Origin of the sequence: Porphyromonas bobii (assembly GCF_943169685.1) — a bacterium.
Taxonomy (GTDB): domain Bacteria; phylum Bacteroidota; class Bacteroidia; order Bacteroidales; family Porphyromonadaceae; genus Porphyromonas; species Porphyromonas pasteri.
The window spans coordinates 165,815-187,027 of the sequence record NZ_CALPBU010000003.1 but is presented as its reverse complement, the minus strand read 5'-3'; the positions used below and the strand labels follow the sequence as shown (position 1 = coordinate 187,027).

At 56.2% G+C, this 21,213-nt stretch carries 18 protein-coding genes; 2 read left to right on the top strand and 16 right to left on the bottom strand.

The window, feature by feature from the left end; translation table 11 throughout:
* Positions 1-28: 28 nt before the first annotated feature.
* The 14 genes from ligA to KO088_RS04475 form a co-directional block, all read right to left on the bottom strand.
* Positions 29-2,116 (bottom strand): NAD-dependent DNA ligase LigA, encoded by a 2,088-nt coding sequence (gene ligA, locus KO088_RS04540; protein WP_215493757.1) that lies wholly within the window; start codon positions 2,114-2,116, stop codon positions 29-31.
* The gene (locus KO088_RS04535) at positions 2,104-2,640 is read right to left on the bottom strand and encodes a GNAT family N-acetyltransferase (RefSeq protein WP_215493756.1); all 537 of its coding nucleotides are present in this window, start codon (positions 2,638-2,640) and stop codon (positions 2,104-2,106) included. Before KO088_RS04535 ends, ligA begins: the two co-directional genes overlap by 13 nt.
* Before the next feature lie 4 nt (positions 2,641-2,644).
* Positions 2,645-3,265, bottom strand: a complete 621-nt coding sequence (gene recR, locus KO088_RS04530; RefSeq protein WP_009432452.1) for a recombination mediator RecR — start codon at positions 3,263-3,265, stop codon at positions 2,645-2,647.
* A 102-nt stretch (positions 3,266-3,367) separates the two neighbouring features.
* Positions 3,368-4,930, bottom strand: a complete 1,563-nt coding sequence (locus KO088_RS04525; RefSeq protein ID WP_215493755.1) for an Rne/Rng family ribonuclease — start codon at positions 4,928-4,930, stop codon at positions 3,368-3,370.
* A gap of 243 nt (positions 4,931-5,173) precedes the next feature.
* Positions 5,174-5,446, bottom strand: coding sequence for an HU family DNA-binding protein (locus tag KO088_RS04520; protein WP_009432465.1), 273 nt, complete (start codon positions 5,444-5,446; stop codon positions 5,174-5,176).
* Between the two features lie 157 nt (positions 5,447-5,603).
* Positions 5,604-6,713 (bottom strand): methylmalonyl Co-A mutase-associated GTPase MeaB, encoded by a 1,110-nt coding sequence (gene meaB / locus KO088_RS04515; protein WP_060935239.1) that lies wholly within the window; start codon positions 6,711-6,713, stop codon positions 5,604-5,606.
* Between the two features lie 215 nt (positions 6,714-6,928).
* On the bottom strand, positions 6,929-8,020 hold the full coding sequence (locus KO088_RS04510; RefSeq protein WP_215493754.1) for an acyltransferase family protein: 1,092 nt from the start codon (positions 8,018-8,020) through the stop codon (positions 6,929-6,931).
* Between the two features lie 363 nt (positions 8,021-8,383).
* Complete coding sequence (locus KO088_RS04505; RefSeq protein ID WP_044114621.1) at positions 8,384-9,199, bottom strand: purine nucleoside phosphorylase I, inosine and guanosine-specific; 816 nt, start codon at positions 9,197-9,199, stop codon at positions 8,384-8,386.
* Between the two features lie 95 nt (positions 9,200-9,294).
* Positions 9,295-9,978 (bottom strand): DUF421 domain-containing protein, encoded by a 684-nt coding sequence (locus KO088_RS04500; protein ID WP_060935241.1) that lies wholly within the window; start codon positions 9,976-9,978, stop codon positions 9,295-9,297.
* A gap of 35 nt (positions 9,979-10,013) precedes the next feature.
* Positions 10,014-10,796: a DUF481 domain-containing protein gene (locus KO088_RS04495; protein ID WP_215493753.1), complete on the bottom strand. Its 783-nt coding sequence runs from the start codon at positions 10,794-10,796 to the stop codon at positions 10,014-10,016.
* A 163-nt stretch (positions 10,797-10,959) separates the two neighbouring features.
* Positions 10,960-12,744: a phosphoethanolamine transferase family protein gene (locus tag KO088_RS04490; protein ID WP_215493752.1), complete on the bottom strand. Its 1,785-nt coding sequence runs from the start codon at positions 12,742-12,744 to the stop codon at positions 10,960-10,962.
* Complete coding sequence (locus KO088_RS04485) at positions 12,745-14,016, bottom strand: amidohydrolase family protein (RefSeq protein WP_215493751.1); 1,272 nt, start codon at positions 14,014-14,016, stop codon at positions 12,745-12,747. It abuts the gene before it with no gap.
* A 24-nt stretch (positions 14,017-14,040) separates the two neighbouring features.
* Positions 14,041-15,405 carry a dipeptidase gene (locus KO088_RS04480; RefSeq protein WP_215493750.1) on the bottom strand — a complete coding sequence of 455 codons (1,365 nt, stop codon included), beginning with the start codon at positions 15,403-15,405 and terminating at the stop codon, positions 14,041-14,043.
* A 110-nt stretch (positions 15,406-15,515) separates the two neighbouring features.
* Entirely contained in the window at positions 15,516-15,935 is a 420-nt protein-coding gene (locus tag KO088_RS04475) for an HU family DNA-binding protein (protein ID WP_215493749.1), read from the bottom strand.
* Positions 15,936-16,493: 558 nt separating this feature from the next.
* On the opposite strand from KO088_RS04475, the gene KO088_RS04470 reads away from it, so the two are divergent.
* Complete coding sequence (locus KO088_RS04470) at positions 16,494-17,705, top strand: copper resistance protein NlpE N-terminal domain-containing protein (protein WP_215493748.1); 1,212 nt, start codon at positions 16,494-16,496, stop codon at positions 17,703-17,705.
* A gap of 18 nt (positions 17,706-17,723) precedes the next feature.
* The gene (locus KO088_RS04465) at positions 17,724-18,557 is read left to right on the top strand and encodes a DUF4595 domain-containing protein (RefSeq protein ID WP_215493747.1); all 834 of its coding nucleotides are present in this window, start codon (positions 17,724-17,726) and stop codon (positions 18,555-18,557) included.
* Between the two features lie 106 nt (positions 18,558-18,663).
* Here KO088_RS04465 and galK read toward each other — a convergent pair whose 3' ends face one another.
* Complete coding sequence (galK, locus tag KO088_RS04460) at positions 18,664-19,809, bottom strand: galactokinase (protein ID WP_215493746.1); 1,146 nt, start codon at positions 19,807-19,809, stop codon at positions 18,664-18,666.
* 105 nt (positions 19,810-19,914) lie between these two features.
* On the bottom strand, positions 19,915-21,192 hold the full coding sequence (locus KO088_RS04455; protein WP_215493745.1) for an MFS transporter: 1,278 nt from the start codon (positions 21,190-21,192) through the stop codon (positions 19,915-19,917).
* Positions 21,193-21,213 lie beyond the last annotated feature (21 nt).

The following is a 21,213-nucleotide window of genomic DNA, read 5'->3' as shown; positions in this document are numbered from 1 at the left end:
AGGATTCGTGATCGTCGTGGAGAGGGAATTAGGAGGGATTAGAGAAGAGGGGGAGGTCGGCCGTGTCCGCCTCATCGGTGGAGGCGGCGGGCTGCTCTCCTTCGTGGGGCTCGATGAGGGCGAGGAATTCGTCCTCGGAGAGTATGGTGATGCCGAGGTCGGTGGCCTTAGCGAGCTTTGCTGGGCCCATGTTGGCGCCGGCCAAGACGTAGTTGGTCTTGCTGGAGATGGATGAAGCGATCTTCCCCCCGAGGCTCTCGATGAGGGCCTTGTACTCTTCGCGGGAGTGGTGGGTGAAGACACCACTGATGACGAAGGCCTTGCCCGAGATAGCAGCATGATCGGTCGTCGGGAGTGGCTCTTCCTCGGGGCGACGGCTCAGAGGAAGCCCCAGGCGCTGGAGCTCCGAGATGAACTCCCTATTCTCGGGTGAGGCGAAGTAGTGGACGAGGCTCTCGGCGATGACTGCACCGATATCGGGGATAGCCGTGAGCTCCTCGAAGGTCGCTGTGCCTAAGGCATCGATATCCGCATAGCGCTGCACGAGCGTCTTAGCTACCGTCTCGCCCACAAAGCGGATGCCGAGCCCGAAGAGTAGGGCACGGAAGGGGCGCTCCTTAGAGGCCTCGATGCTCTCCAGTAGGCGGGTAGCACTGCGCTCCTTGAAGCCTGGGAGCTGCAGGAGATCCTCCAGCTTCAGGCGATAGAGGTCGGCGATACTATGCACGAGACCGTGGGTGAAGAGGAGGTCGATGGTCTCAGCTCCGAGGCGTATGTCAGCAGCCTTGCGCCCAGAGAAGTGCTCGATACGAGCCGTCTGCTGTGGGGGGCAGGTCGCTTGGTTCGTGCAGTAGTAGGCAGCTTCTCCTTCGTTTCGCTCGAGGGGAGAGCCACAGGCGGGGCAGTGGCTGGGGAAGATGACGGGCTGAGCATCGCTGGGACGCTCCTCCGTGACGACGCCGACGATCTTCGGGATGATCTCACCGCCCTTCTCTACGAGGACCTGATCATCGATGTGCAGGTCGAAGGCTTCGATGAAGTCAGCGTTGTGAAGCGAGGCACGGCGCACGGTCGTGCCCGAGAGTGCCACGGCATCGAGATTGGCCACAGGTGTGACAGCACCCGTACGCCCGACTTGGAAGTCTACGGAGATGAGGCGCGTCTTAGCCTGCTCAGCTTGATACTTGTAGGCGATAGCCCAGCGTGGGGTCTTCGCCGTATAGCCCAGCTCCTCCTGCTCGGTGATGGAGTCTACCTTGAGCACGACGCCATCGGTGGCAACGGGGGCTTCGGCACGTGCCTGCTCCCAGTAGTCGAGGAAGGATAGGACCTCCTCCAGCGAATGACAGCGACGGGTAGCCTCCGAGATCTTCAGCCCCCAGCTCTTGCAGAGCTGCAGACGCTCGTAGTGACTGTCGGGGAGACTGGGCTGCCCAGGTACGTAGTAGAGGTAGGCATCGAGTCGGCGCTCAGCTACGATCGCAGGATCGAGCTGCTTGAGCGTACCGCTGGCAGCATTGCGAGGATTAGCGAAGAGAGGGAGGTCGGCACGATGACGCTCGGCATTCAGTCGGTCGAACTCCACGAAGGGCAAGAGGATCTCCCCACGCACCTCGAGGCTCTCGGGATAGCCCGTGCCACGCAGGCGGAGGGGGATGGAGCGTATCGTGCGTACATTAGCCGTCACATCATCGCCCATCTGTCCGTCGCCACGAGTGACAGCACGGGTCAGTAGTCCCTTCTCATAGGTCAGGGAGATCGAGAGCCCGTCATACTTGAGCTCCGCAACGATGGTGAAGGGCTTACCGCCCAAGTCCTTCGAGACACGCTCGTAGAACTCCCGTACATCGTCGTAGCTGTAGGTATTGCCCAGCGAGAGCATGGGGTAGCGGTGCGCTACCTGCGTGAAGCCCTCGGTGCGGTCACGGCCGACACGCTGGGTAGGCGAGTCGGGTGTGATGAGCTCGGGATGCTCCGCCTCCAGTCGCTCCAGCTGCTTGAGCAGTTGGTCGAAGTCGTAGTCCGAGATGGTGGGGGATGAGAGGACGTAGTAGGCGTAGTTGTGCGCCTCGATCTCCTCTCTTAGACGCTGGATCTCTGTGGCTATGGGTGCCATATCTGATAGTAATGGAGGTCCTCGTAGTGGTTGTCTTGCCAGTGCCAGCGAGGGAGCGTGGCGGTATGCTCGAAGCCGATGCCGCGGAGCATCTGCTGGGAGGCTTCGTTGGAAGCCAAGACCTCGGCATAGACTTGCTCACAACGGAGCTTGTCGAAGGCGTAGCGTAGGGCTAAGCGGATGGCTTCGGAGCCGATCCCCGTCTTGCGAGCCTCGCGGTCGATGTAGATACCGACGCCCAGACGGCGATGGATGGGGCTGTAGTCGTAGAGGACAAGATGCCCCAGTGCCGAGCGGGTCTTGAGCCCTTCGATGATGAGGCTCATCGAGCCCGTCTCGAGGATATGCGTGCTCGAGGCGGTGATGTAGCGCTGGATGAAGTCGGAGGAGAGGGGATTGATCGTGCCGCTGGAGTACCAGCCCTCGGGGTCGTTCTCCCAGCTGAGTAGCAGCGGGAGATCTTCCTGCGATAGGGCGCGGAGCTGTATGTGCTCGCCCGGGATGCCGATAGCCTGCGTGTGCATGAGGTCAGAAGCTTAGCGACTGATCGAAGTCCGTGCGAGTGAGGATGGAGCGGCCGAGCGTCACTTCGTCGGCATACTCGATCTCATCCCCGATGGCTACACCGCGGGCGATGACCGAGAGGCGTACGTCCAGCCCCGCGAGGCTGCGGTAGATGAAGAAGTTCGTCGTGTCCCCCTCCATCGTCGTGCCCAGCGCCAAGATGACCTCACGGACACTGCCACTACGTACCCGCTCGATGAGCTCGGGGATCTTCAGATCGTCGGGACCAATGCCGTCAATAGGGGAGATGACCCCGCCGAGGACATGGTAGACACCACGGTACTGACCGGTATTCTCGATAGCCATCACATCGCCTACATGCTGTACGACGCAGACGGTGGAGCTATCACGCTGGGGGCTGGAGCAGATGGGGCAGAGCTCGGTATCACTGATGTTGTAGCACTGCCGGCAGTAGACGATACCATCTCGCATCTCTACGAGGGCATCAGCGAAGGTATGGGTATCAATCGGGGGGCGTGAGAGCAGGTGTAGCGCCAAGCGTAGAGCGGTCTTGCGCCCTACCCCTGGGAGGGTAGAGAGCTGCTCTACGGCTCGCTCGACGAGCTTGGACGGGTAGGCGTTCATCGTATCGGGTCTCGCTCTCAGTAGAGATAAAGCCCGCAGAAGATACCCTGAGTACTATCGCTATGGGATAGGGGAGGGATCTTCTACGGGCTTTATCGTAGGTTATTCTTCGAGGGCCTCGATTTCGTTGCCTTCCTTGTCTACGAACTTGTAGTCGAGGAAGCCGAGGCTCTGATTGGGGGTCACACGTATCCCGCGAGCTATCTGGAGCTTCCAGCGGCGGGCGATGGACATGAAGAACCCCTTGGTGAGGTAGGCGGCCACGTAGGGATGTACGTGGACGTTGATGTAGGACGTGTCTAAGCGTGGAGCTAAGTCACGGAGCTTTTCTTCGAGCTGATCGGTGAAGAGGATAGAGGACTTCATCTTCCCTGTGCCAAGGCACGTGGGGCACGTCTCATCCGTATTGATCTGGGTGGCGGGGCGCACACGCTGACGGGTGATCTGCATCACGCCGAATTTACTCAGCGGTAGGATATTGTGTCGCGTGCGGTCGCTCTCCATCAGCTTGACCATGTGCTCATAGAGGAGCTGACGATTCTTCTGGTCATGCATGTCGATGAAGTCGACGACGATGATACCGCCCATATCTCTCAGGCGGAGCTGACGAGCGAGCTCTTCGGCTGCGATGAGATTGACGTCGATCGCTGTACCCTCCTGCTCGGTGCTCTTACGGGAGCGATTGCCACTATTGACATCCACGACGTACATGGCCTCAGTCTGCTCGATGATCAGGTAAGCACCACTCTTACAGGTGACAGTACGCCCGAAGGACGCCTTGATCTGCTTGGTGACATTCTTCTCATCGAAGATGGGGAGGTTCCCCGTATAGAGGCGGACGATATCTTCACGCCCAGGGGCTATCTGACGGACATACTCGCGTATCTCCTCGTAGTAGGCCTTGTCGTTGACGTGGATGCTCTGAAAGGAGGGGTTGAAGGTGTCGCGCAGGATGCCTAAGGCACGGCTGGACTCTTCGTAGACGATCTTTGGGGTCTTGGTGATCTTGGGGAGCTTCTGTATGCTCTCCTCCCAGCGTCTTAGCAGACGGCTGAGCTCCTGATCGAGCTCACTGGCTCGCTTACCCTCGGCCGAGGTGCGGATGATCACGCTGAAGTTCTTAGGCTTCATACTGAGGATGAGCTGCTTGAGGCGTGCTCGCTCCTCGTGTGATTCGATCTTAGCGCTGACGGATACCTTGTCGGAGAAGGGGACGAGGACGAGGTTTCGCCCTGCGATGGATATCTCAGCCGAGAGGCGTGGCCCCTTCGTGGAGATAGGCTCCTTGACGACTTGGACGAGGACATTCTGCCCAGCCTTCAGGTAGTCAGCGATCTTCCCATCCTTCGGCAGGTCAGGGAAGGTGGGGATCTTGCTCAAGGCAGGTACTGCCTTGGTCTTCTCGATTTGCTCGAGGAAGCGCTGCTGCGCTTGGTAGATCATCCCCAGGTCGAGGTAATGAAGAAAAGCATCCTTCTTATATCCTACATCGACGAATGCTGCGTTGAGGCCAGGCATCACCTTCTTGACGCGTCCGAGATAGATATCTCCGACGGCGAAGGCCAGGTCACGACGCTCGCGCTGGAGCTCTACCAGTCGTTGGTCTTCCAGTAGAGCCATCGAGATCTCCTTGGCGGAGACGTCGACGATCAGTTCACTGTTCACTTGGCGGATTCGTTAATGATAGTAGAGTAAAAAAGGAAGTAGTATAAAGTGTACGGGGGCAAGGCATACGTCTTGTGAACTGCCCTACCCCCGCGCATGTGACATTACTTCTTCTTATGTCTGTTCTTCTTGAGTCTCTTCTTACGCTTGTGCGTAGCCATCTTATGGCGCTTTCTTTTCTTTCCGCTTGGCATAGCTGCTTTTGATTATATGATTATTTACTATAGTTCGGCTTTCGATCCACTACTTGACCTTGGAGGCGAAGAGCTTCGAGGGCTTGAAGGCAGGGATGCGGCGCTTGGGGATGATGATCGTAGTCTTCTTCGAGATATTGCGAGCAGTCTTCTCTGCGCGCTCCTTGATGATGAAGCTACCGAAGCCACGGAGGTAGACGTTTTCTCCACGTACCAGAGAGTCCTTGACTGACTCCATGAACGCCTCTACCACTGCCAGAGTAGTCTCTTTATCTACTCCCGTGCTCTTGGCGATATCGCTCACCACTTCTGCTTTCGTCATAGTTGATGAAATATTTTAATTGTATGAATATCATTCTTTTTGCCCTGCAAATATACGGTAAATCTTCGAATATGCAAGGTGTACTTAGCATCAGAGAGCAGGGTGGAGACTGCACTTCCACCCCGCTCCCTTATACTTTATTTTACCTTCTGCTTGCTTACTTGAGACTCTTGAAGTAGGCGTCGAGGAGACGCTGAGCTCCGACGAAGGAGGAAAGGCGGTCAGAGAGGATGTCGTTCTCTACCTCGGGGCGCAGGCTTCGAATAGCCTCACTCTGGTAGAAGGAGCTCTTCAGAGCCTCATTGATGCTCTCGTACATCCACCACTTGGTCTGGCGCTGGCGCTTCTCTTCGAAGTAGCCCGAGTCCGTGGCGAAGTGTCGGTACTCATCGACCATATCCCAGATCTCCTTGATGCCAAGACCGTAGAAGCCTGAGTAGGTGAGGACCTTGGGGCGCCAACCTGACTCCGTAGGAGGGAAGAGGTGGAGGGCATTACGGAAGTGGGTGGCCGCAAGGTTGGCCTTGTCAATGTTATCACCATCGGCCTTGTTGATGACGATGGCATCAGCCATCTCCATGATACCGCGCTTGATCCCCTGCAGTTCGTCGCCAGTCCCAGCCAGCTGGATGAGGAGGAAGAAGTCTACCATAGAGTGTACAGCCGTCTCACTCTGACCGACGCCGACGGTCTCGACGAAGATCGTATCGAAGCCTGCAGCCTCGCAGAGTACGATCGTCTCACGCGTCTTACGAGCTACACCGCCGAGTGACCCTGCCGAAGGACTGGGGCGGATGAAGGCATTCTTCTCGCGGGAGAGCTGCTCCATACGGGTCTTATCCCCGAGGATACTACCACCAGAGCGCTCGCTACTGGGGTCGATAGCGAGGACTGCCAGGCGTCGCCCCTGCTTGACGAGGTGCATCCCGAAGGTGTCGATCGAGGTACTCTTCCCTGCACCTGGTACCCCCGTGATGCCGATGCGCATTGACTTCCCCGCGTAGGGGAGGCAGCGCTCGATGATCTGCTGGGCGATGGCCTGATGGTCGGGGCGGTTGCTCTCGACGAGTGTCACGGCCTGACTGAGGCAGGTGATGTCGGAGCGGAGGATGCCTTCGACGAATTCGTCCACCGTATAGGTGCGGCGAGCTACGCGTCGTAGGTTGGGATTGACCATAGGCTGGGCTGCCACGCCTTGATTGACCTTGAGCCCGAGGTAGGCTGGATCATTCTCTGGGTGGTGTAGAAGCTCTTCGTTGATGTCCATATCGCTTGCTTTGAATAGTGCTTGTTTTGTGTCGGTGGTAAAGGGGCACGGGATAAGGTCGTCCCCATGCTCGCGCTTTCCTCTGTCAAAGGTACGCAATTTCGTCCTGTGCCACACCCCCATTCCTTATACGTAGTTGGGAGCTCCTAATAAAGTACGCGGGGTGGACCAATATTGGTCCACCCCGCGTGCTATATATCTTGCTTGGCTCTTGCTTAGTGCTTAGCCAGCCTCATGAAAAGCTTGGATGAGCGATTGAGGATGGGCTGGAAAAGTGCTCCGAGCAGTAGTGCGCTGATGAGGAAGGTCAGGACGCTCTGGTAGGGGGAGAAGTGGAGCTTCTCTGCTAGTGCAAGCCCCAGCTGGCGTACGATCGGGTGGCTGACGAAGATCGCTGCGGAGATACCACCGACCCAAGCGAGAGGTTTATTCACACTCTTTGGAAGGAGTTGGGTGCATGAGATGCCGAGAGCACAGACGAAGATCGGAGTCGTGATCCATGGCAGGAGGGAGAGGCTTGTCACGAAGATCAGTGCGATCGAGACCAGGGCAATGATTCCGTATGCCGTCTTGCTCAGCTGGATATCCTCTTCATAGCGCGCATAGAGGAGGCCAAGACCGAAGGGGAGGATGCTCCCGACGAAATTGGTACGTAGCCACGTCATGACAGCTCCATCAGGGGTGACGAAGGCTTGAGCGATGCTACACACTAAGATTGCTCCGACGATCACGCCCCACGAGCGACGGAAAAGGAGCAGACGATAGACGACATAAAGCTGGAGCATGAGCCCGAAGTACCAATAGGGCCCTGGGGCAAAGGTGTCAAAGGAGCAAATCTGGAGATTGCTGAGCATTGTGAGCTGGCTCAGTACTCCGAAGATCGTAGAGGTGGGATAGCTTACGTAGAAAGCATTTATCAGGAGGTATGCCGCATAGCCCACGATACACATTGAGAGGAGCTTGAGGTAGTGCGTCCAGATGAAGGGGAGGGGGCGAACTTCCTTGGTAGTGCGTCCATACTTCTTCTCCAGGCCGTAGGCGCTGAGGAAGACAAAGATCACGACGCCATAGTGTCCAAAGAAGGAGAAAAGCTGTAGGGGGAGTCTTCCGTCGGGGTGTGATAGGTAGTTCAGGAGCTTCGAGACGTGCCATTCTTGGTATGTAAACTCATTCTCGAAGATCGCTCCATACATCCAGTGCGTATAGTTGTGGAGGATGATCGAGAGGATGGCCAAGCCTCGTAAGACCTGACTATGGAGATTGATGGATCGAGACGAATCAGAAGATACCGCCGACTGATGAGACATATACTACTTGAGGTAAAGGGTGATGATAGCGAAGCACTGCGTAAGTGCGTATGCCGAGGAGGACTGAAGTCGATAGGTCTAATTTAGATGTACCGACCTCCATAAAGGGAACGTAGCCTCACGGCTATTTAATCTATATAGGGCTAAATATAATTCTCTGCGGAGCCGGAGCTGCGATGAGGATCCAATATCAGCGAACTACTTGACGACATCATAGGTCTGCGAATTGTTGCGACACGCTAATATTTGTGTGATTGGAGAAGAGCTTTGTGCCTCCCCTCCCTTGAGATCGCTACAAAGCAGCCCCAGTGTAAGTGCCTGTACTTACACCGGGGCTGATGTCTTTGTGCTATGGAGTCATACTTAGAGCTGGCGTACGAGTTCGCTGAAGATGCGGCCCATACGGTCGGAGGCAGCGTTGGCTGCGCGTACGACGTCGTCACCATCGTTGACGAAGTCATCATCGAAGTGCCAGCCTTCGTTGGTGATGACCGACATACCGAAGACGCGGATACCAGCGTGGCGTGCGACGATGACTTCGGGTACGGTGCTCATACCGATAGCGTCACCACCCGAGCGAGACCAGTAGGTGTACTCAGCAGGGGTCTCGTAGGAGGGACCCGTGAGGCCGACATACACACCTTCGTGGACGTGGATGCCGAGCTCCTGAGCGATGGCCTTAGCCTTCGTGATGAATTCGCGGTCGTAGGGGCGCGTCATATCAGGGAAGCGTGGGCCGAACATCTCGACGTTGGGGCCGATGAGCGGGTTGGGGAGGTTGTTGATGTGGTCGCGGATGATCATCAGATCACCTACGCGGAAGGTCTGGTTGATACCACCTGCGGCGTTGGAGACGAGGAGGTTCTCGATACCGAGGAGCTTCATCACGCGGATGGGGAAGGTGACCTGCTCCATAGGGTAGCCTTCGTAGTAGTGGAAGCGCCCCTGCATGCACAGCACGGTTACGCCCGAGAGGGTACCAGCGATGAGATTCCCCTTATGGCCGATAGCCGTAGAGTGTGAGAAGTGGGGGATCTGTGTGTAGGGGATAATGGTGGGATTCTCGAGCATGTCGCCGAGCTTGCCAAGGCCGCTACCGAGGATGATGGCGGTCTTGATATCCTTTGGCAGGCGTGATGCCAGGTAGTTGGCCGCCTCGTGATAGTGTTGGTCGAGCATAATAATAGGGATATATCTTGCCGAATATTGCGAATAGTATTTGCCTCAAGGGCAAAACAAATATAGCAATAATCGGGGAAGGGAGACGGCGCTATCTACTCCTTTTCTTGCACGGTGGAGTTGTAGGGTACCAGCTTCAGCTCCCCGCTTTCGTATTCGGCAAGGAATATATCTGCAGCAGACTCATATCCCATCTTTTGCAGCTCCTCGGCGAGCCACTCTTCGGTGCGGTCTACGTCATCCAGCACGCTGGTCTGTACGATGCCATCTGTGATGACAGGGTACTTGGGGTTCTCCTCGCCTTTCAGGACGATGATGAGCTCTCCATTCTGCTCGAAGACAGCTCGCTTCACGTCGCGGATGTGGTAGACCCCCTCGCGGCGTAGCTTGAATGCTACTTCGTTCGCTGTGATCTTAGCCTTGCGGCAGGCCTCTACATCGAGGACCCCGTGCTTGATGAGGACAACAGGAGCGCCATCGATGAATCTCTTGATGCTATGGTTCTTCGTCTTGAGTCGTCGCAGGCCGATGATGAGGGAGGCCCAGATCGCGAGGACGGCTGCAAACTGGAGGATCGAGATGGCTGGGCTATAGATGATCCCACCGATGATACCCCCGAGGACATAGTTCTGCACCTGGTCTATCGCAGAGGTTGGTGCTAGATTGCCCTTGCCAGACTTGTTGATGACGAGGACAATGGCAAGTAAGCCCAGGAGTAGCTTCAGGAAGACATTCAGATAGAAGAGGTCATCCGACTGGAGGTAGGAAAGTGCTGTCATATTATATGAATGAGGTGAGATTGATTAGACTGCTGTTAGAATGAGATGTCGAGGCCGGCATCGACTACATTGTAGTCCTTACGTATGTCTACGATGGGGTCTGTATCATAGATCAGGCGGTAGGTGCCTCGTATCCCGATGGTGGGCGTGATGTCGTACTTGAGGTCAACGGCACCTCCGAAGCGGGCTTCCTTGAAGTAAGTGTCAGGAGTCGCTTGATGGATGGCGGTCGTCGTGAGCTCCCAGTGCTCGCCGATCTTATTCCGCATGCTGAGCGAGAGATGGCTCTTGATGCGGTGGCTGTAGGCATACTTGGGGCCATTCGTAGCGGGCATCGGGCGCTCCCACTCTTCATATTCGTAGAATAAGCCCAGTGTAGCAAACATGAGGGTTGTTGAGGAATTCAGCAGACGATAGCGCGACTGAATCCCCGTAGAGAACTTAAAGGCCATCCCTCTACTCGCAGCCCACTGAGACTCCGCGTAAGGGTAGACCTCAAAGGCTCGGTCCAGCAGGTAGCGATACTCGGCGTGTATATACCCACCACTGAGGGTCACTTTCTTACCGTAGGTGGAGAACTCAAACTTATTTATGAGGTTGATCACTCGGCTACGCTTGATGAGCAGGTTGATATTGGCGCTATTGCGTAAGGTGAATACCTCCTCCTTCTCGGTCTGGAAGTTGAGTGAAGGGCTGATCGTCCCCTGGAGTGTCTTCGTGCTATCGATGCTCATCGTCATATTCTCAGAGAAAAGCATCTGTGCCGACACGTGGATGGGAGCGAGTAGTGTGGCGAGTAGATAGAGTAATCGCTTCATATAGGATCTATTGTTCGTTCGTCTTTTGACGCTGTAAAAGTAGAAAAAAAGTGTATGCAGATTTAGCGGAGCGATATACCCAATATATAGGGAGATAGCTGGCATCAAAAATGCCGTGATCGCTTGATGAATATATACGTGGGGAGGCTTGGTGTGAAGCGGGCTACTCCATCACCATCTTCTTATTCGACGTGGGGGAGACGACGATGCGAGTACGACGGTCGTCGTAGGTGGGCGCGAAGAAGTTGAAGCGTGGCTGTGTATACTCGGTATGGATGCCGAGGAGATCTACGAGAGCGTGTGTGAGCAGATCCGAGAGGATACGCTTATCTCGCTGACGACCTATCTGACGCCAGAGGTCGGAGCGCTCCTCACGGAGCTGTGGGGAGAAGTAGACGAAGAGCGGGATCTCTACGGCTCGGGGTACGAGTGCATGGCCCATCAGCTCGGGGTAGTCTTCGTCGAAGAGCGCATCGCCGTGGTCGGAGAGATAGATGATGAGGGCATTCTCCTCGCGGTAGCGCTCTATGATCTCGTGGATGATGTAGTCGGTATAGAGAAGGCTATTGATGTAGGCTGAGATGACCAGATCCTTAGCTTCTCCCTTGTGGATGGGTAGGCTATCGGATGTGAACTTGTTGAATGCTTGGGGGTATCGCTCTTTGTAGGTCATATGCGAACCCATAAGATGAACGATCTGGAAGAGTCCTCTGGGGGAGCTCATTCGGAGACTATCTGATAGGTCTCGATGATGAAGGAGAAAGGGGAGTATGACTTCATCAAACAAGTCGGGGCGATTTGCTACACCTTCTCCGCCCAGTCCTTTGAAGAAGGCCGGATTGCCCGTGAGGATATCCGCCTGTCTACCCAGTAGGTTAGACATCGAGTACTTACCTGTGATTTCTTGATTTGCGATCCAGGCTGTAGCATACCCTGCTTGGCGAAGCACATTAATAATCGAAGGGAACTTATACCAGGGCTTTTCGCCTTGCTCCTGAGTGTAGAAGGTCAGTGAACGCGTATTGGAGAGGATCGTTGCTGAGGCTGGCGAGACAACATTGGAGAATGGAATAAGCTCCTGAGCCTGAATTAGACTGTCTGCATAGGGGGTGTTCTGCAGAGGATAGCCATAGCAGTGCATACTGCTACGACGGGCTGATTCTCCGAGGATGAGGACGATGTTGAGTGGAGCCTTAGATATGGGGTTAATGACGACGCTATTGAGCTTGTGCTGGGAGCGGCGTATCATATCCAGCTCTGCAGCGATATGCTTCATCGCTTTGTGAGCACTAAGGGTATTGAAGATCGTGCGATCAATACCAGCGTATTCGAGTCCTCCGAAGTTGTAATGCCGACGACATAGACGGAGGTTACTATAGATGTTTTCGAGACCCACGAAGAGGGAGAGAAGTGTAATCGTAAGGCTGCAGCACAGGGTGATGCAGGAGGGATACTTCTTCCTGAAGACGAGGGATACTACGAAGGCGATGACGACGGCAGGCGTGAGCTGGCAGAGCACGCGGAGGGCTTGCTCGGCGGTGATGCTGTCGAGGAATTCACTGCCCTCGCGCCAGTTGGTCGAGAGCATGATCTGCGCCAAGTCCATGTTGTAGGTCACATGGTAGAGCCCGATGAGGTAGAGCTCGTAGGCGGAGAGGGTGAGGACGATGACGGAGAAGAGGAGCCCGAGCGTGCGGGTCAGCCACTTCCACGGGGAGAGGGCGAAGAGGAGGGTCAGGAGGCTCGCCCAGCCCCCGATGCGAAGGAGCTGGCTGAGGACCAGCGGGAGTACTTCGCCCGAGGGCACCTCGGTCTGATAGGGTAGATAAGCCAGTAGCACACGCAGCTGGGCGAGGAAGACTAAGACGAAGAGCCAGAGACGCTCGCTTAGTCGCCTGCCGAAGGCTGCGTGTGCTACTCGGTGAAGTATGGAGGGAAGTCCCCGCATTTATCTGTGCTTACTGAAGAGACGCTGGGCTACCTCGCGGGCTTCCGCGATGATAGCTTCCTGCCCTGGCACGTGCTTGTCGCGCATGAGGATGCGCCCATCGACGATCACGGTGTCGATGCAGCTGCTGCCCGAGGTAGCATAGACGAGGTTCGACGTGAGGTCATTCAGCGGCACGAGCTCAGGCGTATTGAGGTCGACGAGGCAGACGTCTGCCAGGCGTCCCTCTTCGATGCGCCCTGCGTTGAGGTTGAGGATGTTTGCACCCACAGCTGTAGCAGAGGCGAAGATGTCGTCAGCCTTGCACGCCGTGCTGTCGAAGCGCCAAGCCTTCCCGAGGAAGGAAGCGAGCTTCATCGCTACGACCATGTCGAGGTTGTTCGACGAAGAGCAGCCGTCCGTACCGATACCGATGCGGATGCCACGGCGCTTCATCTCCTCGTACTTGAAGGTGTAGCCACTGGCGAGCTTCATGTTGGAGGCTGGGTTGTGCACGACGGAGACGTTGTGCTTGGCCAGCAGATCCATCTCTTCATCATCTACCCAGACGACGTGCGCCAGCACGAGGTGCTCGCTGAGGATGCCGAGCTTCTCGAGGTAGCGCACAGGGCTGAGGCCATGCAGGCGGATACATTCCTCTACCTCGCCCTTGGTCTCAGAGAGGTGCAGGTGGATCTTCACACCGTGCTCTACTGCGAACTGATGGCAGAACTGCAGCTGTTCACCGCTCACCGTATAGATAGCGTGTGGGCCAAGGGTGAAGGTGATGCGGTCGCTGAACTCGCCGAAGCGCTCCATGTATTCGTAGCTGCGCTTGCGGTCCAGTGCAGCACGCTCGGGGTTGCCTTGGTCGAAGAGCGTGTAGGAGAGATGTGCACGTAGCCCCATCTCTTCGACTGCCTTGGCGGTCTTCAGCGGGTGCATATACATATCGAGGAAGCAGGTCGTGCCCGAGCGTAGCATCTCAAGGCAGGCGAGCTTGGCGCCGACATAGACGTCATGCGGAGTCATCTGCGCCTCGACGGGCCAGATGTAGTCCTCGAGCCACGTCATCAGCGGTAGGTCATCGCCGTAGCCACGGAAGAGCGTCATCGATGCATGGGTATGCGTATTGATGAAGCCGGGGATGATCGCCTTGTCGGTGCCGTCAAGCACCTCCACTCCTGTGGGAGCGGAGATGCCTGGGGCGATACGAGTGATAAGGTTTCCCTCGATGAGGACGTCGGTAGTCGTCGTCCCGTGGAGGACATTCTTTATTAGGATAGAGGTCATAGATATCTATTCGGGGTGAGGAGCCTATCGCTTGGGGTAAATCTTGTAGAACTCGGCGACGGCTTCGATACCCTTGTAGAAGATATCCAGGGGCATATTCTCGTTGGGCGAGTGGATGGCGTTGCTCTCCAGACCGAAGCCCATAAGGATGGTCTTCACGCCGAAGACGCGCTCGAAGGCTGCGATGATGGGGATGCTACCGCCACGACGTACCGCCAGAGGACGTTTGCCGAAGGCTACTGCGACAGCCTCTTCGGCTGCCTGATAGGCGGGCAGGTCGATGGGGCAGAGGTAGGCTTCGCCGCCGTGCATAGGCGTGACCTTGACGCGGACGTACTTCGGAGCGGTGCTCTCGATGTAGTCGATGAAGGCCTGGCTGACCTTGTGGTGGTCTTGGTTAGCTACGAGGCGGCAAGAGACCTTAGCATAGGCCTTGGAGGGAAGGACGGTCTTTGAGCCTTCGCCCTGATAGCCACCCCAGATGCCGCAGACGTCGAAGGAAGGACGGCAGCTATTACGCTCGAGCGTGTGGTAGCCGACTTCGCCAAAGAGGTCATCGATGTCGAGGAACTTCTTGTACTCCTCTTCGCTGAAGGGGATCTTCGCGATCATCGCGCGCTCTTCATCCGAGAGGGGCACGACGTCATCGTAGAAGTGGGGGATGGTGATACGCCCGTCCTTGTCCTGGACCTGAGCGATGAGCTTACAGAGCTCGTTGATGGGGTTAGCGACAGCACCGCCGAAGTGCCCGGAGTGCAGGTCATGGTTGGCACCCGTGACCTCGATCTGCCAGTAGGCCAGACCGCGCAGGCCCGTGGTGAGCGAAGGTGTCTCGGCGCTGACCATGCTCGTGTCGGAGACGATGATGTTCTCAGCGCGGAGCATCTCGAGGTGCTCACGGCAGAACTGCTCGAGGTGCGTCGAGCCGATCTCTTCTTCACCCTCGAGGAGGAACTTCACATTGCACTCGACGAGACCGAGTGCCAGAGCCGTCTCGAAGCCCTTGATCTGGATCATCGACTGACCCTTGTCGTCGTCAGCACCGCGTGCCCAGATGTGGCCGTCGCGTACTTCGGGCTCGAAGGGTTCGCTCTTCCACAGCTCGAGTGGCTCGGGGGGCATGACGTCATAGTGTCCGTAGACGAGGATCGTGGGCTTGGAAGGGTCCTTCTCATAGTGCCCGAAGACGATGGGGTTACCTGCCGTCTGGTAGATCTCTACGGTCTGTACGCCGAGCTTCTTGAGGTGATCACGCCAGTACTCTGCACAGCGCTGCATGTCGGGCTTGTGCTCGCTCTTGGCGCTGACCGATGGGATGCGGATGAGCTCGAAGAGGTCCTCGAGGAAGCGAGCTTCGTGCTCGCGGATATAGTTCTTGATCTGGCTCATAATAGGTATGGGTCCAAGGGGTGAATGTATTTGAATGGCGTAGGGCAAAGGTGTGGGAGGGCTCCCGCTTTGCCCTAATAAAGGTAGGAAAAAACTCTGTCTTGTCTCCGCTACGCCTTGCTTTTCTTCGCCTTGCGTGGGGCTTTGCGGAAGTGGATATCCTCAAGCGTGAAGTAGCGCTTCGAGGGACGCAGGTGTACCTTGACCTCCTCGATGTGGACGGTGGGGTTGAACTTCTCGCCCTCTTCTACGGCGCGACACTTGAAGCTGGGCATGAGGTGTCCCAGGCGACCATAGTCGACGATGGCGCCCTCCGAGACGAGGTCGCGCGCGGTGTCTGCGGCGAGGTTGAGGACGCTCTGCACCTCCATGTAGTTGAGGGTGGTGTTGCGGGCGACGAGCGAGCAGAAGCGCTCGAAGTCCACCTGGTACCGGCCCGTGAGTCGTGCGACTTGCATGCTCTTACCACGGTGCTTGCCGAAGGTGACTTTCCTCTGATAGAGGACGTACTGAAGGGTTTTGCTTGTCATAGTACATTGTGTAGTTGGGCGAAGGAGCTGAAGTGCCTGAGATAAGGTACTTGACTTCGCGAGGTTTGTTCCTTGAGCAAAGGTAGTTACTATCGTTAGAATGCGAAATCTTTTTCGATTAAGTTCGGTGTTTTTATCGCTTGGGGTTACGGATTAATACGTATTAATCCGCAAATTAATACGTATAAAATCCCGACTTAATACGTATTAATTCCCGAGTTTATACGTATAAATCTTTGCCTTCATTCGGTTAATCTTCCAGCAACTACCGCTTGAATGGTGGCGAACTCAAGGTAGTTCGCTCACGAAACTCCTTTGCATTCGTCGTCAAGCTCTACTATTTTGTCCGCCAAGCTCCTCTACTTCCTTCGCCGACCTCCTCTCCTTTGCTCTCGAAGCTCTGCTACTTCCTACGCTAAGTAGCTTGCCTTCTCCTCGATAACGTACTTTCCTCCCGAGAGCTGTGAGCGGTAAATACGCTACCTTTACTGCGCAGGGCTAAGGCGTTTGCTTTGCCCTGTCTTCACTACGAATAATCACTTCACAAGCAAATAAGGTATGCTAAAAGAACGTCTAGTCATCGCCCTCTGCGCCCTCGGACTCATCTCCTGCCGAGGCGGAGGGAAGCAGCAGGCTGAAGATACTTCATCGCACGCCGCTCCCCCCGTCTATCTCGGGACGGTGCCCTGTGACGACTGCGAGGGCATCGAGCTCTCCATCACCCTCGATGACTCCATACACGCTACCTATATGGGCGAATATGCTGGGTATGTGCGCGACATCAGGAAGGTGACCTATACCGTGAAGGATAGCATCTTGACGTTTAACACCCCCGACATTCCGGAGCTCTTTGTCCTCGGCGATGGGACCCTGACCATCCTCGATGCCAATGGAAATAAGATCGAGGGAGATCAGTCCTCTCGCTATATCTTGCGTAAGCGCCAGCCCTACAACTTCCCTGGGACATATACTTTTGCCTCTCCCAACGAAGCTGACAGCTCCCATCGCACGCTCTCGATATCCCCCGAAGGAGATAAGTACCGGATCTCCATCTCTGGCTCTCAGCTCCTGGGTAAGGAGCATAGCGACCTGGTCGAGCTGGGGACGCTTCGCCGTGACACGATCTTCGTTCCACTGGGTGAGCCCTCCGAGGGTGTCACGATGTGTATCGCACCCAGCCATGATCAGCTGGGCGTCACGGTCTTCACGAAGAAGGACGGTGAGATCCCCTCTCGGGTGGCGTACAGCGATGGCCGAGTCCCTATGCCTGAGACCTACTACAAGTCCACGGTCACGAAAAATAGTATCGGGGATATCACGAGCGAGAAGACACTCGAGGATATCTTCAAGCGTGTGCCTGCTGCCCAGATTGAGCTGAAGGAGGAGCAGGGAGAGTTCGCCGATGACAAGTACGACGTCTATACGATCTATACACGCTACTTCGAGCCCCTCTTCAGCATCAGCCCGAAGAAGCGTGCGGATGTGAAGCAGCGAGTCCATCGTGTGATCGTCCTCAATCCGCTCTTCCATACGGCGCAGGACATCACTACAGTCTCTACCTTTGGAGATATCAAGCAAGCCTATTCGATCACGCGCATCGAGCCCGACAAGAAGGATATCGTCGTCGTGGTAGATGACCTGCGTGCCAGCTTCTCTATCCCGAAGTCGAAGCTCCCCGCTACTTGCTGGGACGAGAAGACGAAGACCGTCAATAGCTTGCAGATCCCCAGCTCAGCTCCTATCCGTACCTTTATCCTGCTGTGGGAATAGTCCCCCGCCCATAAGCCTATGAAGAAAATAGCTCTACTCTTATTTGCCCTCAGCGCCGTCTCGGCTTGCACGAAGGGAAGTCGTACCACTGCCGTCGCTTCTTCGCCCGCAGAGAAGCCCTACGACTATATCTCCAAGATCGAATACTACTACAACGGGAGTCCCAACAAGGAGTTTGAGATCAGCTTCGACTACGACGATGAGATGCGTCTGACTTCGGTGCGGAGGATCTATGATTGTAGCACGCCCGAGGCCGTCACGACTTGGCACCTCGCCTACACGGACAAGGGCATCAGCGTCACGTGCGATGATCATAAGCTCGAGGCTGGTATCGTGAAGCCTTCGGAGTATCGCCTGTCACTGGATACCGCGGGTCGAGCTTCTGAGATGGAAGAGACTTACTACACTGCCAATGGGCCAGTGCGCTGGAGTGAAGAGGACTACGTCTATGACGGTGACGGGCGTCTCACGGGATATAAGTCCTCTCGCTACGGGGAGATCCTCCTCACATGGCAGGATGGTAATGTGATGCGCTCTGCCGTAGCCGAAGGAGGTCAGCCGATCGAGCAGCGGACATTCTCCTCCAAAGCAAACAACACCTACCCCGACCTCTGCCTGTACTTAGCAGACCTCCGAGGTCGGACGGATGTGCAATTCCTCTGGGGAGATCGTATGGGGATGCGTTCGGCGAACTTACCTCGGAGCTTCTCGGCTTCTCTGGGGGACTCGATACCCCCGATCTATAGTGGCTTCACGTATCGCTACGATAGCAAGGGCCGCCCCCAGGAGGTGGATCGAGCGGATGATACGGGCAAGGTCCTTCGTATCGTCATCACTTACCTTGAGAAGTAAGCACCGCTCCCACACGTATCTATACGACGACACCCCGCAAGGTGACTGCCTCCAGAGAAGGCAAGTCCCTTGCGGGGTGTCGTATTGGATGGAGTTCGGCTAAGCCTTAGAGGCGGCGAGCACCGTCAGAGATGACGACGTCGTAGAACTTAGGCTGGATGCCGTACTTAGCTTCGTAGCGCTTCTTGACTTCGGCGATGAAGCTGTCGTGAAGCTCTTCCTTGAGGAGGTTGATCGTACAGCCACCGAAGCCACCGCCCATAACGCGTGAGCCGGTGACACCGAATTCACGAGCGAGGTCATTCAGGAAGTCAAGCTCTTCGCAGCTCACTTCGTAGAGCTTGCTCATGCCGTGGTGCGTCTCGTACATCTTCTCACCGACGGTCTGGTAGTCACCCTTGTCGAGGGCTTCGCAGACAGCCAGGACGCGCTCGACTTCGCCGATGACGTAGGCTGCACGCTTGTAGTCCTCTTCGCTGACTTCATTTTTCACCTCTTCGAGCTGAGCAAAGGAAGCATCGCGGAGGAACTTGATCTCGGGATAGCGCTTAGCGAGCGTGGCTACGACATTCTCGCAGCTCTCACGACGCTTGTTGTAGGCTGAGCTGGCCAGCTCATGCTTGACGCAGCTGTCGACGAGCAGGAGACGATAGCCCTTAGGATCGAAGGGGTGCTCTTCGTACTCGGAGCTCTTACAGTCAAGGCGAAGAAGCTTGCCAGCCTTACCGAAGACCGAAGCGAACTGGTCCATGATACCGCACTTCACACCGCAGTAGTTGTGCTCGGTAGCCTGACCGATCTTCGCCATGTCCCACTTAGAGAGACCGAGAGAGAAGAGGTCGTCGAGACCGAAAGCGAAGGTGCTCTCCAGCGCTGCTGAGGAAGACATCCCTGCGCCCAGAGGCACATCGCCTGCGAAGACCGTGTCGAAGCCAGCGATCTTGCCGCCACGCTTCTGGATCTCACGGCATACGCCGAAGATGTAGCGTGCCCAGGACTGGCTGGGTGCATCCTCTTCCTTGAGGCCGAACTCAGCGGATTCGCCGAGGTCGAGTGCGAAAGCACGGACGCGGTCCGTACCATTGGGGCGGATCTCAGCGACCATAGCCTTGTCGATAGCGCCGGGGAAGACGAAGGCGCCGTTGTAGTCGGTGTGCTCACCGATGAGGTTGATACGGCCAGGAGACGTGTAGAGGGTACCGGCTTCGCCGTAGAGAGATGCGAACTTGTCGCGGATAGCTTGTGTATTCATCTGAGTGATGGGCTTGATAGGAGTGAGTAAACGTGGTATGATAGCAGTCCCCCTGACGCACCGATGGGGTGCGGGAGGGGGACTGATGGGATTGTCCTTAGAGGACTAAGGGAGCTGGCGAACCTTGTGACCTACGAGAGCGTAGTAGAGGAGGTAAGCTTCACCGATGAGGACGATGATCCAGGTGAACTGCCAACCGCCGAGGCGGTCAGCGAGGATACCCTGAGCGAAAGGCAGGATAGCACCACCGACGATACCCATCATCAGGGCACCTGAGCCAGCGGACGTGTACTTACCGAGCTTGTCGATAGCCAGTGAGAAGATAGCACCCCACATGACGGAGTGGAAGAGACCAGCACCGACGAGGAGGTAAGGATTGTTCAGGATCATACCACCGAGGACGAGGATACCTGCGCCCAGAGAGGTGATGAGGAGCTGCTTGCTGGCGCTGATGCCGCTGAGGAAGCTACCACAGAGACGGCCGACGAGCATCAGACCCCAGTAGATGGTAGCCATCAGTGCAGCCTCCGAAGGCTCGAAACCGAGGCTCTGACCATGGAGGTTGATGTTGTTCCCGATACAGACTTCGACACCGACATACATGAAGATAGCGACGACACCGAGAGCGAGGTGAGAGAAGCTCCATACGCTCTTTTCGAGGACTTCGCCTTCCTTCTTCTCCGTGCTTGCGATCGCGGGGAGGTGGAGCTTAGAGAGCGCTGCGATGAGACCACCGACGAGGACGATGAGTATGAGGAAGGGGACGTAGAGCGAGCTCAGTGCGATGTCCAGACCGCTCTTACCTGCGAAGATGACCGAAGCCACGAGGATAGGAGCGATGGTAGCCATCGTAGAGTTGGCCGTACCAGCGATAGACTGACGCGTGACACCCGTCGTGCCCTTCACGTCACAAGCGACGATGTAGGGGTTCAGCACTGCCTGCAGGAAGGTCATAGCAGAGCCTGCTACAAAGCCAGCCAGAAGGAAGATGTAGTAGGCCACGGGGATGATGACGACGTTAGGATCGTCCGTAGCAGCCTGGAACTTTACGAGGTCTACTGACTCGAAGACATAGGCTGAGAGCTCATACAGTCCGAAGGCAGCGATCAGCCCAAAGAGACCCGTGATGAGGGTATTCTTATAGCCCTTCTTCTCGATGCACTTGGCGCTGGGGATCCCCATAGCGAGGTAGCCGAGGAAGAAAGCGAAGGTGATCAGCGTGGTGAGCGCATTGGTGAGCGAGCCCGATTTCTGCAGGAAAGCGGCCTGCATAGGTGCTTGGAACTGCCCGTTCAGGTTCGTGATCAGACCGACGAGGGCCATGAGCACGACCATGATGATGAACGGCACCAGATAGCTCTGAGTCTGTTTCTGTTGTGTCATTGCTTACTGTTTATGTGAATG